Annotated in this window: 12 protein-coding genes; 4 read left to right on the plus strand and 8 right to left on the minus strand. The window is 62.0% G+C overall.

What is annotated here, in order from left to right:
* A complete protein-coding gene (locus tag ACSSVH_RS11560; protein ID WP_492634567.1) occupies nucleotides 1-4,104 on the minus strand; it encodes an SDR family oxidoreductase in 4,104 nt (1,367 codons plus the stop codon).
* Between the two features lie 37 nt (nucleotides 4,105-4,141).
* Entirely contained in the window at nucleotides 4,142-5,077 is a 936-nt protein-coding gene (locus tag ACSSVH_RS11565; RefSeq protein WP_169955274.1) for a DMT family transporter, read from the minus strand.
* Between the two features lie 91 nt (nucleotides 5,078-5,168).
* On the opposite strand from ACSSVH_RS11565, the gene ACSSVH_RS11570 reads away from it, so the two are divergent.
* Nucleotides 5,169-6,074 carry a LysR substrate-binding domain-containing protein gene (locus ACSSVH_RS11570; protein WP_170041572.1) on the plus strand — a complete coding sequence of 302 codons (906 nt, stop codon included), beginning with the start codon at nucleotides 5,169-5,171 and terminating at the stop codon, nucleotides 6,072-6,074.
* Nucleotides 6,075-6,166: 92 nt separating this feature from the next.
* Here the strand turns inward: ACSSVH_RS11570 and ACSSVH_RS11575 are convergent, their stop codons facing one another.
* From ACSSVH_RS11575 to ACSSVH_RS11600, 6 genes are all read right to left on the minus strand, one after another.
* The gene (locus tag ACSSVH_RS11575; RefSeq protein WP_492634568.1) at nucleotides 6,167-7,309 is read right to left on the minus strand and encodes an aromatic ring-hydroxylating oxygenase subunit alpha; all 1,143 of its coding nucleotides are present in this window, start codon (nucleotides 7,307-7,309) and stop codon (nucleotides 6,167-6,169) included.
* 40 nt (nucleotides 7,310-7,349) lie between these two features.
* Nucleotides 7,350-8,453: a mandelate racemase/muconate lactonizing enzyme family protein gene (locus ACSSVH_RS11580; RefSeq protein WP_492634569.1), complete on the minus strand. Its 1,104-nt coding sequence runs from the start codon at nucleotides 8,451-8,453 to the stop codon at nucleotides 7,350-7,352.
* On the minus strand, nucleotides 8,450-9,820 hold the full coding sequence (locus tag ACSSVH_RS11585; RefSeq protein WP_492634570.1) for an NAD(P)-dependent oxidoreductase: 1,371 nt from the start codon (nucleotides 9,818-9,820) through the stop codon (nucleotides 8,450-8,452). The genes ACSSVH_RS11580 and ACSSVH_RS11585 overlap by 4 nt, the downstream gene beginning before the upstream one ends.
* A gap of 23 nt (nucleotides 9,821-9,843) precedes the next feature.
* Nucleotides 9,844-10,773, minus strand: coding sequence for an isopenicillin N synthase family dioxygenase (locus tag ACSSVH_RS11590; RefSeq protein ID WP_169955269.1), 930 nt, complete (start codon nucleotides 10,771-10,773; stop codon nucleotides 9,844-9,846).
* A gap of 13 nt (nucleotides 10,774-10,786) precedes the next feature.
* A complete protein-coding gene (locus ACSSVH_RS11595) occupies nucleotides 10,787-11,461 on the minus strand; it encodes a class I SAM-dependent DNA methyltransferase (RefSeq protein ID WP_492634571.1) in 675 nt (224 codons plus the stop codon).
* Nucleotides 11,462-11,801: 340 nt separating this feature from the next.
* Complete coding sequence (locus tag ACSSVH_RS11600) at nucleotides 11,802-12,713, minus strand: LysR substrate-binding domain-containing protein (RefSeq protein ID WP_492634572.1); 912 nt, start codon at nucleotides 12,711-12,713, stop codon at nucleotides 11,802-11,804.
* Between the two features lie 432 nt (nucleotides 12,714-13,145).
* Here ACSSVH_RS11600 and ACSSVH_RS11605 point away from each other — a divergent pair, with 432 nt between their 5' ends.
* The 3 genes from ACSSVH_RS11605 to ACSSVH_RS11615 all read left to right on the plus strand — a co-directional run bounded on the left by ACSSVH_RS11605 (nucleotide 13,146) and on the right by ACSSVH_RS11615 (nucleotide 15,246).
* Nucleotides 13,146-13,835: an isochorismatase family protein gene (locus ACSSVH_RS11605; protein ID WP_170058044.1), complete on the plus strand. Its 690-nt coding sequence runs from the start codon at nucleotides 13,146-13,148 to the stop codon at nucleotides 13,833-13,835.
* A gap of 64 nt (nucleotides 13,836-13,899) precedes the next feature.
* Nucleotides 13,900-14,526 (plus strand): isochorismate family cysteine hydrolase YcaC, encoded by a 627-nt coding sequence (gene ycaC / locus ACSSVH_RS11610; protein ID WP_492634573.1) that lies wholly within the window; start codon nucleotides 13,900-13,902, stop codon nucleotides 14,524-14,526.
* Nucleotides 14,527-14,592: 66 nt separating this feature from the next.
* Nucleotides 14,593-15,246 carry a hydrolase gene (locus tag ACSSVH_RS11615; protein ID WP_170041565.1) on the plus strand — a complete coding sequence of 218 codons (654 nt, stop codon included), beginning with the start codon at nucleotides 14,593-14,595 and terminating at the stop codon, nucleotides 15,244-15,246.
* Nucleotides 15,247-15,287 lie beyond the last annotated feature (41 nt).

Consider the following 15,287-nt stretch of genomic DNA (forward strand, 5'->3'; position numbering starts at 1 on the left):
TCACTCCTGTGTAAGGGTTAAGGCCGCGAGATAGTGCTGGGTCCATTCGGCGTCGATTGCCGGGCACTTGAGGTGATCGAGCAGCAGCGGCGGTGGCGGGTGGAAGTGGCTGAAGTCGTCGATGATCATTGCCAGGATCAGCAGCGTGCGTTGCAGCACGGCCTGGCCCGGGGCCTGCGCCTTGAGTCGGGCTTGCCATTGCGCCAGGGGTAGGGGCGCGAACTGCGCGTGGCCCAGCAGCGTTTGCATCCAGGCGCATAGCTGCGTCCAGGGCAGGTTCGGTGCGGGGTTGTACAGGTGCTGGAGCGGCGGCAAACCCAGGGCCTGGCCGTGGAGGGCGGTGTGGGTGAACACCTGTGCGACATAATCCACGGGGGTCAGGTTCAGCGACCAATGGGCTTCGTCAGGCCAGGCCTTGAGCGCCAGGCAGCTGCGAATCAGCAGCCCCACATAGTCTTCCTGGTTGATCGATGAACCACTGCCCGGGTTGGCGGGGGCGCTGATGTCACCGCAGCGCAGGATGTTCAGGCACAGCCCACGGCTTTGGCAAAAACCCAGCGCGAGTTGTTCGGCCACCAGCTTGGCGCGGTTATAGCCGGTGGAGGGGACCGGCTCTGGCAGGGTCGAGGCGAACACCACGGCCGCACCGCTGGCGGCGGCCAGGCCCAATACCTCGACTACGCCACCGACGTTGGTCTGGGCCAGGCGTTCATAACTTTTTAGCCAGTTGACGTCGGCGGCGCAGTGAATGATGCAGTCCACCTCCTGGCACAGGCTTTGATAGGCCGCGCTCGACATGCCCAACCGTGGTTGCGCCAGGTCCCCGGCCAGGCCCACGACCCGTGTGCTGCCAGGTGTCAGGCCCAGTTCGGCGATGCGCCGCTGGGCCAGGGCCGGATCATCGGCACGCACCAGGCACAACACCGTCTGCACCCCGGCGCTGTGTTGCAGCTCGGCAACCACCCTGCGCCCCAGATACCCGGTGGCGCCGGTGACCAGCAGTGTGCGTCGGGCCAGGCGGGGTGGCACCTGGGGCAGGTTCGCCACGGCCGTGTTCAAGTGCGCCAGATAACGCTCGGCGTGTGCCGTGACCGAAAAGGCCACTTCCAAAAGCGGCGCGCCTTGCAGCCGATGGGCCAACTGCCGGCTGATCCCGGCCAATGTCGAGTCACGGGTGATGTCGGCAATCGTCAGGTCGGTGTCGAACGCGCGGTTGATGCGATTGATCAAGTCCAGCAGCAACAGGCTGCCGCCAATCTCGATAAAGTCGCTGTCCGGCCCCAGGGTGACGCCTTGCAGGTTCATGCAGCGCGCCCATAACCGGGCCAGGCGGGTTTGCAGCGGCGTCAACGGCGGTTGCTCGTCGGCCAGCGGTGTCAGTGGCTGTTGCAGCAGGGCCTGGGCGCCCAGGCGCTTCTGGCTGGCACCTGCCGGAATCGAGGCGGCCAAAAAATACCCCAGCGGCACGCTGAAGGCGGGCAGGTGCTGGCCCGCCCACTGGCGCAGGGCGCCGGCAGTGGGGGGCTTGCCGGAGTCCACGGCGCAGATAAACGCTACCAGCTGCAAGTCCGGGCCTTCGCCACGGGTGGTGACCAGGGCGCTGCGCACCTCGGGATGGGCCATCAACACGCGCTCGACGTCGGCGCTGAAGATCTTGAAGCCGCGCACCTTGAGGTGGGTGGTCGCGCGCCCGATCAGGTAGACCTCGCCGGCCTCGTCCAGGCGGACTCTGTCGCCGGTGCGCAGCAGCCGCGGGGCCAGCGCTGGGCACTCCTGGGCCAGTGGGTTGGCCACGAATGCGCTGCGGTTGGCCGCATCGTCCTCCAGGTAGCCGACGCTGAGCCCCGGGGTCTGCACGTACAGTTCGCCGTGGCCACCCAGTGGGGTGCAATCGAGGGCCGGGTCGAGCACGTAGGCCTGGGTGCCAGGGGTCCATTGCAGATGGCCGTCGGGGGCGACTAACGCGACGTCGCCCGCTTCATTGGAGCCATACAGGTCGATCACCCGGCAATTGGGCAGGCAGCGCACCAGGTTCTGCCGCGTGGACGGCGGCAGTTGTTCGCCGCTTAGCCACAGGCACCGCACGCCGGCAAAGGCCTGTTTGAACGCGGGCTCATCGTGCATCAGGCCTGCGGCCAGGCTGGGGGTGATCATCAATTGGCTAAGCTGGCCATGCTCGACGAATGCCCGCAGGGCCTGGGGGTCGAGCACCATGGCGTCGGGCATCAGGCACACGGTGGCGCCGCTGAAAATCGGGTAATACACATACCCGGCCATCCAGGCGTTGAGGCCCACCCGATCACCCGGGCGGATGTGCTGTTGCCACAACGCCAGGGAGTCCAGGCGGCCGTGCTCGCCGATGGTGACGATCTTCGCCGTGCCGGTGGTGCCGGACGTGAGCAGGCCGTAGGCCAGGTCATTTGTCCCCGGTACCCGGTGGGGCAAGGTGGCGGGCCGGGCGGGCGTGGCGGGCAGTTCATCGAACACCAGGCTGGGGTAGCCGGGCGGCAGGTCATTGAGGCTGCTGCTGTCGCCGATCACCACCACCGGCCGCAGATTGGCCAGGGCCTTGGCAGTGGCCTCCAACCCATACCAATGGGGGATGTCGAGGTAGGGCCAGCCCAGCAGGCTGCACGCGGTCATGCTGATCAGGCTGCGCAGGTCCTTGTCCAGGCGGATCGCCACCCAGCCGCCGTGGGCACACTGGCTCGACAGGCGCTCGGCCAGCGTCACGGCATGGGCGTGTAGCTGCCGCGCATTTAGCTGCCTGTGGGGCGTCATCGCGACCAGGCTTTCGGGAGCCTGCTCCAGCAGGCGCAAGAAATGTTGCTGCCACGACAGGCCCGGTGCGATGGCCGCGCTGGCGTAGCGGTTGCTGGCGATTTGGCGTGCGCGGCTGTGCAGGCTTGCGTTGCGCGCAAGGGTGGCCAACTGAGCACTGATTCGCGGCCCCTGTGCAGCAGGGGTGTTTGGCTCGAGGGTAATCAGTGGCAGGCCAAGGGCCCTGGCCGAGGCCGTATCCGGGGCCACCAGGCACAGGAACCGCTGGCGCGCCTGCTCGGGAGAGCAATAGGTCAAGTGCTCGTTGGCCGTCAGCAGCACCAGCGGCCCGTCCTGCAACAGCGCCAGTTCACGCAGGGTCTGGTCGCTCAGGGTGTGGCTGGCGCTGTCCAGCAGCCAAAGGGCATAGTCGTCGGGCAAATGCGCCGCCAGTTGCAGGGCGCGCTGGCGCTGCTCGTCGGTGTGGGCCAGTAACAGCACCTGGAGCCGCGTGGTGGCGGGTTCATGCAGGCACTTGAGGTGATCGGCTGTATCAGCCTGGCGTTGCCAGGTGGCGCACAGCTGGAAAAACCGATAAATCACCTGTTTGTCCCGGGCCGTCTGTTCGACGATAGGCGGGAAATCCATGGCCGGGTGCGTCACCTGGGCGAACCCGCACGAGCGCTCGGCGTCATCATGCCAGCCCTTGAAAAACTGCCATTGCGCGACCTGTTCCGGCTGCCACGCCAACAGCCTTGGGGAATACTCGATGCCGGCAAAATCGCAGAAGCGCAGCAGGGTGCCCTGGGGGTCTGCCATCAAGTCGGCGTCACTGTCCAGGTACAGCACGTGATCGCTGGGGCAATGCTCCAGCACCAGGCCATGAATGCGTGCCAGTTCATCGAAACCCGACTCGTCGGCATCGAAATAGGTGGTGCCGCCGCCCTGGCTGACGCGATACAGCGACTGCATGACCGCCAGCGGCTGGCGCACCAGGAACACATGCTTGAATGCGGTCAACCAGGCGCCATCGATGGCCTGGAAGTCGAAGAAATAGGCGATCTCCTTGGCACATTGCAGGTGCTGGGGTTCGGCCGGACGTTGGCTCAGCAGGGCCAGCGCCTGGCTGTAGTGGGTGATGCCCGCAGGGCCTTGCGCGGCCTGGCGGTTGCGCTCGATCAGCGCATGCTTTGCCGGGAAGTGTCGGGCCAGGAACGGCTCCGACAGTTGTTCATGCAGCACCTTCACGCCCGGGTGTTGCATCACGGCGCGCTCGAAGGCGGTTGAGCGGCTCCTGGAAACGGCCCACACAATCACATTGGGCAGATGAGATGACGTCAGCATAAACAGCTCCTGGGCAGGGCCTGTGCACGTGAGGTATCTACAGCTCGCCAGCGGGTTTTTTCAGCGCAAGGAAACCCGAGAGCAGAATGAGGACCAGGCCGGTGGCGGTTCGGCCGTTGAGCATTTCGTTGAACAGCAGGGCGCCCCAGGCGATGGCGAAAATCAGGTAGGTGTAGTCAAACGCGCCGATGATCGAGGTCTCGCCAATTTGATAGGCCTTGGCGATCCCGATGCTGACCAGCACCATCAACACCGCCAATACGATCATGATCCACCAGTCGGCCTGGCCCATGGCCGACCAGCCGCCGATCAGGAAGCGCCAACCTTCATTGCTCGGGAAATGCGGGCCGGTCTGCATCACCACCAGGCTGCCGAGCACACCGATCACCAGCAGCGCGGCATTCATGGCCAGTGCCAGCAGCATGGGGTCCTCATCGGCACATTTGCCCTTGGTCACCACCACGGCGAGGGCGTACAGGATGGCGGCGAGTACCGGCAGCAGGGCATAGGTATTGAATTCTTCGGTGCTCGGCGCCAGGGTGATCAAGACCCCGACAAACCCCAGGCCGATCGCCAGCCATTTGCGCAGGGTCACGTCTTCCTTCAGTGAAAGGGCCGCGAACAACGCAATGAACAGGGGCGTGGTGTAGATTGCCAGGGCAGCGATGGTCAGGCTGATAAAGGGCAGGGCGCCGTAAAAGGCGATCCACATCAACGACAGCAGCAGGCTTCTTATCACCACCCACAGCGGGGACAGTGGGCGCAACTGCGCGGCGCCGCGCATGTGCACCACTAACGCCAGCAGAATGGCGCAGGCCAGGACGGAGCGGATCACATACAATTGCCACATTGACGTATCGGGACTGGTCGCCTTGATGATGGCGTCTGACACCGACAGCAAAAATACCGAACCCACCACGATAAGAATGCTTTGTCGGTTATCGGTGGCGGTTATCGTAGTGCTTCCAGACATGAGTTTTCCTTGATTGGCCTGCAGTAAGGATTCTGGGTGAGCACTGGTTGTATTTAAAGTGACTTATGGTTACGCAGAAGGACTGAAAATTATGGATAATTTCAAACGCTCACTGCCTCCACTGTCCAGCCTTGTGCCTTTTGAAGCGGCGGCGCGACTTGAGAGCTTTTCCAAAGCCTCAGAAGAGTTGCACCTGACCCAGGCAGCCATCAGCAAACAGGTCCGTGCCCTCGAAGAATTTCTCGGTGTTGCTTTATTTACCCGTAGAAACCGCGCGGTGTTCCTCACGGCGGCGGGGGTCGAATTTCGCGATACCGTGCGCACCGCCTTCCTGGGCATTGCGTCGCAAGCCGAAGACCTGAAAAAAGGCCGGGACAACAGCGAAGTGGTGCTGGTGGCGCAACTGTGCGAAGCCTTTTATTGGCTGACTCCCAATATTCCCGCGTTGCACAACAAGCACCCCGAGATCGAAGTGCGGCTTAACGCATCGACCCAGCCCATTACCGAAACCGCGGAAAAATTTGATATCGCCATCCAGACCTCGGGCCGGGCATCTGGTGACCACACGCGGTTGTTTACCTTGAGCGACGAAATCTACCCGGTGTGCAGCCCCCGTTATCTCGCGTCCTTTGGCAGTACATCGCTGGCCCTGGCAGACCTGGCCAACCTGCCGCTGCTGCACCATGTCGCGGTGCCGCAGGACTGGAGCACCTGGAACGATTGGTTGCTGGAGTACGGCATCAAGCTGGGCGACCCCAAGGGCAAGTTCTTCGACAGCTATCCGGTGATGATGCAGGCCTGCGTCGCGGGCTTCGGTTTTGCCCTGGGGTGGCGCAGGACCACTGAAAGAATGCTGGCCAGCGGTGAGCTGGTGCGGCCCTTTGCGCAATCGACCCACTTGCCGCAAGCCCTGAGCGTCTACAAGTGGCGAGACGCCAACCTGGGCCCGGCAGCCCGGCAGTTGCTGGAATGGTTGAAGTCGTCGTTCGCCGACTGAGGCTAAGCGCTGCCCAGCACATGGGGGGAGCGTTTGTGCCCTGGCTGAACCGGCAAGCCGGCTCAGTCAGGGGGCATCGGCCTACACGGGCCTTAGCGATCTTCGGCGAGCAGCAGGCCGAGCGCTGCCAGGGTTTTTTTCTGGATGTCATGCACGGCGTGTTCGCTGTTGGCGCCCAGGCCTGGGTCGACGATAAAGCGCCCCTGCTGGTAGCCATCACTGCTCAAGCCGCGCTGCACGCTGGCGCACAGCGGCACATCTTCTTCACGAATCACCGCCACAAAGTCGATGACTTCCTGTTCTTCGCGCGTGGGGGTGGCCGCCTCGCAGAACCATTCGACCACCTGCACGGTGTGATCCACCGCGAGCGGGATGTGATGCAGCACATTCATATAGCCTCCTGGGTAAACCTCCAGGCAAAAATTCGGCCATAGGTACCAGGCGCCAAACTGGCGGGACTGGGCGGAGGTCTGCTTCATCGTATAACCCTGGTTCTCACCGCTGTCGTGGCTGACATGGGCGTGGTAATGCTCATGGATCGCCAAGTGGTAGCTCTTCAGGTCCAGGGTGGCCATGGACAGCGTCGGGTGGCACATCGGGCAGTGATAACACTCCGAATAGTTCTCCACCGAGACCTTCCAGTTCGACTGCACGCTGTAGTCCTTGGAGTAGGCATGGACCAAGCGTTCCGGTGCGGGGGCGAACGCGCGGATGGAGTCCTCCAGGCCAGGCAGCAGGGTTTGCATGGAGGCGCAGTGGCTGTCGAAGTTGATAAAGATAAACCCGCAAAATACCTCAAGGCGGATGGGTGCGAGTTGCACCTGCGCGGTGCTGAAGTTCTTGACGTGTTCGGACTTGCGCGCACTGATCAGTTGGCCCTGGGTGTTGTAGGCCCAGGCATGGTAAGGGCAGGTCAGCAGCCCGGGCACATGCCCGCGGCCCTCCACGAGCCGATGTGCACGGTGCTGGCACACATTGTGGAAGGCCTTGAAGGCGCCATCCTGGTCCTTTACCACCAGGGCACTCTGGCGGCCCAGGTCGCGTACGTAATAGTCGCCGACCTGGGCCAGGGCTGACACGTGGCATACGTACTGCCAGGTCTTGCAGAAAATCAGCTGCATTTCCTGCTCGAACAGCCCGCTGTCCACATAGTGTTCGCTGGGCAAGGTGAAGGATGCAAAGGGGTCGGCGGCAAAGCCTCGAGCCAGGTGCGGGGACGATGGGGCGCTGGACATGGAACCTCCATGGATCAACGGGGATAAAGGGGTGGGGGGCTCAGTTGTACTGGGCGAGCGCCGATTCGAAACACCGGGGGTCAAGGTCAAGCCCCAGCCCCGGCCTGTCCTGCACATAGGCGCGGCCCTGGCGAATATCGAACCCGCCCGTGGCCAGTTGCACATCGTGGTGGCGGCAACAGTTCCAGCTCGCACGATGAAAACGCGCCGGCGTCGCGGTGGCCAGGTGCATGACGGCGCTGTCGGACACCAGCGTGCCGCCGACGTCCTCGATGTTCATCTGGATCCCGTGATGGAGGCAGAAGTCGCGCAGTTGCCGGGCCTTGGTCAAGCCGCCGACCCGGCCGATTTTCAGCCCGATGACCTGGGTGATGTTATGGCGCTGGGCGTACACCAGGTCGGCCAGGGTCACGATGGACTCATCCAGGATGATCGGGTTGCGGGTCAGCTCGCGCACGGCGCGGCATTGGTCCATGGACTCACAGGGCTGTTCGAAACATACCGTGGGATCCTGCACGCTGTTCATCACCGCGACGGCATCGGCCACCGTCCAGGCGCGATTGACATCGAAGGTGATCACCTCGCCCGGCAGGCGTTGCTCGATCAGGCTGTTGATCCGCGCGACATCCTCCACGACACCGGTACCCACCTTGCACGAATGGGTACGATAACCCTGCTGGCGGGCGGCTTGCAGGTGCGTTGCCATGTGCTCGGGATCACCTGTGGGGATGCTGCTCTGCAAGGCAATCGAGGCCTGGAATTTGCCTCCCAGCAAGGCATACACCGGCAACTGGCAGTGCTTGCCCAGAATGTCCCAGCAGGCCAGGTCAATGGCCGCTTTTACATAGGGGTGCCCGGGCAGCATGACGTCCATCCGCTCGTTGATCTGCTCCAGGTACAGCGGGTTCTCCCCCAGCAGGTGCGGCGCCAGTTCCGCGATCCCCGCCCGTACGCCTTTGGCATAGGCCGGCAGGTAGGTGGCGCCCCATGGGCAGCTTTCTCCCACCCCCTGCAAGCCGCTGTCGGTGCCGATCACCACCACGGTGGAGTCCAGCGCGGCATAGTGCAGGCGCCCGCCGCTGAGGCTGTATTTTTCCTTGAGCGGCACATCGAACTGATAGACCTTGATCGACGTTATTTTCATGGCGCACATACCCCCTCGGCGAGGGCCAGGCCCGGTATCCGGCGTGGGATGGCCGCATCCAGGATCGATTGTTGGAAGATCCGGTTGATCACGCTCAGTTGCAGCGCGTGGCGTTTTTGCTCGACCACCGCGATGCTGTCGAAACACGGCTCGTAGCTGTCCAGGTGTTCGGCCACCCAGCTGGGGCCACAGCTCCAGTTGACCACCTGGGTGATCAGCGTCGGTGACAGGCCCATGGCGCTGCCGATCTCAGCCGCTTCGCCAAGGATGACCCGGTTGATGCAAGCGAGAAACTCCACCAGGTGCGCCGCCAGCTTGATCTTCTGATTGTCGGTAAAGGTGATGCCGCAATGGAACGCGTGCGGCAGGGTGGGGGTGATGCGACCGAAGGCATCCTCGGTAAAGGCGCCGCTATGGCGGTAGGCGCGATTGGCTCCGTAGGGCGAGGGCGCCTGGAAGCCCGGCAGGGCAAGGGCAATGCGATTTTCCTGTTCGCTCAAGGCGGCGATCTTGACGTGATTGTCCTGGCTGTCGAACTGTGCGCCTGCCTGTCGATAACGCTCAGCGACGATGCGCCCCAACGGCATCGCCACTCCCAGCTCATCGGCCAGCGCCTCGGTGAGGTTCATGTCCTTGACCGTGATCTCCAGGGTGCAGGAATGGTCATAGCTGGCGTCGAGCATAAAGGGGGTCAACTGGTTGCTGACAAAGCAGTTGCCACGGGAGGTCTTGACGAAATCCCACAGCCAATGCAGCGGGATCTCATGGGCCCTGGCCAATACCAGTAACTCGGCCCACACGGCGGTCGCAGCGTAGAACAGCAGGTTGGTCAGCAGCTTGACGGACTGCCCGGCGCCGATCTCGCCCACGTAAAATGCCTTGCGGCCCATGGTCTCCAACACGTTGTGGCTCAATTGATAACCGCGTTCATCGCCCCCGATGTAAAAGCACACGTTGGCGAAATCCACCCCCATGTGCGACAGGTTGCTGACAGGGGCTTCCAGGCTGTAGATGGATTTTTGCCGGGCCAGCCCGGCGATGTAGCGGGTGTTGTGGTAGTCGGTGGTGGAGGTGTCGATCCACACCGAATGCGCCGCCATCCCGGCCAGCGCGCCGTGCGGCCCGGTCATGTTTTCCAGTACATGATGGGGCAGAGGCAGGCAGGTCACGACCACCTCACAGCCACTGGCGCACAGTGCCGGGGTGGCCTTCCAGCAGGCACCGGCGGCGATCACCGAGCGTGCGTGTGCCGCGTCGATGTCATACACCTGCACGGCGTAGCCGGCGTGCAGCAGGCGCTCCACCAGGGGGCGGCCCATATTTCCGACGCCGATGAAGGCGATTTTGCTTGGCGTTGCGCTGTCCATATCGCTTCTCCTGTGGGGCTGCTTCAAGCGAACTCGCGCGCCCTGCCGGCGCCCTGGCCGGACACCCAGATGGAATTAAAGTTGTCGAGCATCACCTGTTGGCAGGCGACCGTTGCGTCGCCGCCCAGGGGCGTGAACACCGCATCGATGTTCGGGTACACAAAAAACGGCAACGACACTCTGGCGGTGCTGGCGCGGTGGATGACCTGGTGCGGTGTACTGGTGAACAGGCCGTTGCTCCACTTCATCAACATATCGCCGAGATTGACCACCACCTCGTGTTTGCGGCACGGCACGTCGATCCAGCGCCCCTGGGAAAACGCACTGAGGGCGCAGGCATCTCGCGGGTCCTGGAACAGCAAGGTGAACATGCCGTTATCGGTGTGCTTGCCCGCGCCGCTGCCCGACGGCGGGTAATACAGGGCGCGCTGGATCAACACCGGGTCGGAAAAAAAGCCCTGGAAAAATTCGCCATCCAGCCCCAGGGACCGGGCCAGGCCGCGCAGCAGCGCGGGCACTACGCGGCTCATAACTTCGTGTTGCAGAGCCAGCATGGCCATGGCAAATCCGGGCGCCTGGTCGTCGCTGGGCAGCAGGTTCGGCCCGGTAAAAGGCAAGTCGCAGGCCGGTGCTTCCCGGCCCATGTCGAAATGCTGCTTGCGGTCGGGGCCGGTGGGCGCATGCAGGGTCTCGCCAAACGTATCGACATACCCACGGCACGTCTTGGGGCTGACTACTTGGCGGTCCTGGCCAAACTGCTTTTTGATCGACAGTGGCAGCGCAAAGAACTGGCGCGCCGTGGCCAAGGCATCCTCTATCAACGAGAGCCGGATACCATGATCGGCCAGGTAGAAGAATCCATCATTGACGCAACAATCGCGCAAACGGCTGACTTCATAATCTGCTTGGGTCGATGCAAGGCGCTCAAGGGAGATACTTTTGAGCACATCCATGTTCGACTCCTGATTATTTGTTGACGGCGAACGCCAAGTAGTGGGCTTGCACATCGTTTAAGTAAGCAGCGTTCATAAAGGAGGGCAGTGCACAAAGTTGTGCAGAGGCGGTTAACTTGTCCAGGAATTTATCAAAGTGTTCGTCTTGATAAAAACTACAGCGAGTACTGAACAGAATCACTCCACCCTGCGTGGTAATGCGCATAAGTTCATGGATCGCCTCGATGGGTAAGTGGCCCTGGATAAACGCACCGCAACAAAAGGTCGCGTCATACTGGTTATCTGCAATCAATGGATTGTGTTCCGTAAGATCCACCCCGCCATACAGTCTGGCGTAGGCCTGGGTCTTGTGCGCCAGGTGGGTCATGGCCGGCGACAGGTCACACCCGTCTACCGGCGAAAACCCCCGTAGCATCAGCTCTTTACCCACCAGGCCAGTGCCGCAGCAGGCATCCATGATACGCAGCGACTGGCGCTCCCGCGGGGCTCGGCGCAATGAGTCGAAGAGATCTGCGAGCATGCTGGGGCCGCAGTAATTTTCTTCAGAGACATCATTGTCATAATCGGCTGACCAGGTCTCGTAGTAGTTCTTTAGACGCGAATAGTCACGACCAAAGTTGAGTGCCTGATTCACGGAAGTTAATGGTGCAGTTGCGACGCCATTGCTTGCATAGTTTTCGCTGGCCATTCTGTATTCTCCGGAAAAATGTTTTTCTGGTTGAATTAGTTAATGGTACTGCGTGGGGTGTTCATTCTTGTTCGGTAACTACGATGGTGTAAAGCGGGGGATAGACGACTTATCCTACAAAATGCGCGACATGGTTAACTGGTCGTTATACATAACGTTTATTGCGCTGATGTAATTCCCCCCACTGGCGTCCAGTCACAGACGCCGGGGGCGATCAAGGGAGGTTGCCCGGGGTGCAGTGCTTTTCACGCCGTGGGAGGTACGCAGGATGTGGGCCGAGCAGGGGGCCTGGAAACACGGTTGGTGGTCGCGGTCACACTTCGTCACCTTGGGCGCGGCCTCAGCTGTGCTGCTGTTGCTGCGCGGCAAACGCCTGCGCCAGAAAGTCGATCAACGTGCGCACCGACGGCAACAGTCCCCTCCTTGAAGGGAAGACGGCGGTGATCACGCCTTCGGTGGGGCGCCAATCGGGGAGCAGGCTGATCAGGCGCCCGTGTCTGATCTCATCCTCGACCACCGCCAGCGGCAGGTTGGCGACGCCCACGCCCTGGAGCACCGCGCTTTTCAGGGTGGGCATGTCATCGCTGATCAGCCGTGGTGCGTGGCAGATCTCGGCCGTCTCGCCTGCTGGCCCGGTCAGGCCCCAGACGTACTGCGCTGTCGGGTTGCCCCAGCAGATGGTCGGCAGTCCTGACAAATCGGCAGGGACCTGGGGCCGTGGATGCTCCTGTAAAAAACCCGGGCTCGCTACCAGCACCTGGGTGCTCCTGGCGAGCAGCTTCATCACCAGGTCGCTGCTTTCCAACGGTGGGAAGCACAGGTTCAGCGCAATGTCATAGCCCTCGCTGATCACATCGACCTTACGGTTGAAACTCTTCACGTTGAGCTCGACGCTGGGGCACTGCGCCATGAACTGGCCCAGCATCGGCGCCACCCAGTAATTGAGCAGGGCGGTGGTGCAACTCAGGCGAATCACCCCACGGGGCTCGGCCTTGTTGAAGGCGATCAGGTCCTCGGCCGACTCCGCCTCGGCGGTCATCGCCACGCAGTGGCGGTAATAGGCCAGGCCAATGTCGGTGACCTGGAACTGCCGGGTCGAGCGCTGTATCAGGCGTGCCCCCAGCCGCGCCTCCAACTGGCTGACCCGGCGGCTCAAGGTCGACTTGGGCATGTTGAGTGCCCGACCGGCCGCCGCGAAGCCACCATGCTCCACCACCTTGGCGTAGAGGAAGAGTTCATTCAGGTCGAACATGCGCATCGTTCCAATTTTGAGATGGTGAAGTCTAATTCAACCACTACCGAACACCTAGAGTGATGACTAAGGTGGAGCCGCTGTTTGTTTCAGGCCACACACGCGCAGTGAATCACGGTAGCGGCAGGGGGCATATGGGCTGGCACTCGGTGGGCTGGACTGGCTCGGGTGGGCCATTAGCGTTGGCTCCGTTCAGGGTAAATCTGCAGGAATGCAAAAAATGATCGCCTTGCGCTAACAAAAATTGCTGTGCGCAGGCGTTCCATTGTTGGAATTGTCAGCTGTTGCCAGGCGCTTCGAGGCCTGAGGTCCGAAAGCGAACGAACCTGGCGAGTCGTAACCCATTCATATCTGCACAGGACGTGCAGAGCCTGCCGGGCATTTGGCAGGCAGTCATGCCAGGGAGGTTCATCCACGCAAGAGGAAATGCAAATGAGCGCTTCAGGTAACGCTGCAAACTTTAATGGTCAGAAGCCGACGATTGACCCCACCGACACCGCCATGTTGCTGATCGACCACCAGAGTGGCCTGTTCCAGATCGTCAAGGACATTGATGTTCCTCAATTGCGCGCCAATGCCATTGCCTTGGCCAAGGCCGCGACCCTGCTGAAAATCCCGGTCATCACCACCGCTTCAGTGCCCCAGGGGCCGAACGGCCCGTTGATCCCGGAGATCCACGAGGCGGCGCCCCATGCCCAGTACGTGGCCCGGCGCGGCGAGATCAATGCCTGGGATAACCCCGAGTTCCACGCGGCGGTCAAGGCCACCGGCAAGAAGACCCTGGTGATTGCCGGCACCCTGACTAGCGTGTGCCTGGCGTTTCCGTCCATCGCGGCGGTGCATGAAGGCTACAAGGTGTTCGCCGTAGTCGACGCGTCGGGCAACCACTCGAAACTGGCCACCGACCTGACCGTCGCGCGCCTGGCCCAGGCCGGCGTGGTGCCGATCGACATCATGGGCACCCTGTCGGAACTGCAAGGCTCGTGGAACCGTCCGGATGCCCAGGAGTGGGCGAACGTCTACACCCAGGCCATGCCGCACTACCAACTGCTGATCGAGAGCTACATCAAGGCCCAGCAAGTGGCAAACAATCACGAAGAGCTAGACTCCCAGCGCAAGTAAATACGGCTGACCTTCCCCGGTGCAGTCCATTTGGGCAAGCACCTTTTTTATCAGGAGCATCATGATGTCTAAACCTTACGTTCGCCTGGACAAAGACAATGCAGCTGTCCTGCTGGTTGACCACCAGGCTGGCTTGCTGTCACTGGTCCGCGATATCGAGCCCGACAAGTTCAAGAACAACGTCCTGGCCCTGGCTGACCTGGCCAAATACTTCAAGCTGCCGACCATCCTCACCACCAGCTTCGAAACCGGCCCCAACGGCCCGCTGGTGCCCGAGCTCAAGGCCCTGTTCCCGGACGCGCCGTACATTGCCCGCCCTGGGCAGATCAACGCCTGGGACAACGAAGACTTCGTCAAGGCCATCAAGGCCACCGGCAAGAAGCAACTGATCATCGCTGGCGTGGTGACCGAGGTGTGCGTGGCGTTCCCGGCACTGTCGGCCCTGGCCGAAGGCTATGACGTGTTTGTGGTGACCGATGCCTCCGGCACTTTCAACGAACTGACCCAGCAATCGGCCTGGGCCCGCATGACCGCCAACGGCGCCCAACTGATGACCTGGTTCGGCCTGGCGTGCGAGCTGCACCGCGACTGGCGCAACGATATCGAAGGCCTGGGGACCTTGTTCTCCAACCACATCCCGGACTATCGCAACCTGTTCACCAGCTACAACGCGTTGACCGAGCGCAAGTAAGCCCAGGCGTGGGGGCTGCGCTGCGAGAGGCGGCCTCCACTTCAGCCCGAGACGAGGAGCGTCCAGATGCAAAAACACCACCAAATTCCAGCCAATGACCCGCTATTGAACGCTGACAATCACGCATTGCTGTTGATTGACCATCAGTACCTTCAGCTGTTGGCAGTGCGTTCTCACTCGGCGGATACGGTCGTCACCAATACCACCTTGTTGGCCAAGGGCGCGAAGATCTTCAATGTTCCCACGCTATTGACCACGGCCTACGCCGAGCGCCAGGAGATTTTCCAGGAGCTGCAGGCGGTGTTTCCCGAACAGCAACCGATCGACCGTACTGGCCTCAACTCTTGGGATGACCCGCGGGTGCGCAAGTGGGTCGAGGACACCGGCAAGAAAAAGCTGGTGATTGCGGGCTTGTGGACTGAGGTCTGCCTGAGCTTCGCGGTGTTGAGCACACTGGCGGCGGGGTATGAGGTGTATATCGTCACCGATGCCGCGGGCGGGGGCAGCACCGAAGGCCATGAGCGGGGTGTACAACGCATGGTACAAGCCGGTGCCCGGCCGCTGACGGCGGCGGTCTACATCAGTGAGTTGCAACGCGACTGGTCCCATGAAGAAACGGCAGGTGAGGTGGCCAAGCTCTTTGCTGAGCTGGGCGGTGCCTTTGGTCAAGGGTTGCGCTGGGAGTGGCAACTGTTGGGCCTGAAAGAAGGCACTCGATAGAAAGAGTTAATGTCGAGTGGCGTGTTGTGCAGGAGCCGCGC

The sequence above is a fragment of the Pseudomonas sp. HC1(2025) genome (assembly GCF_058742075.1).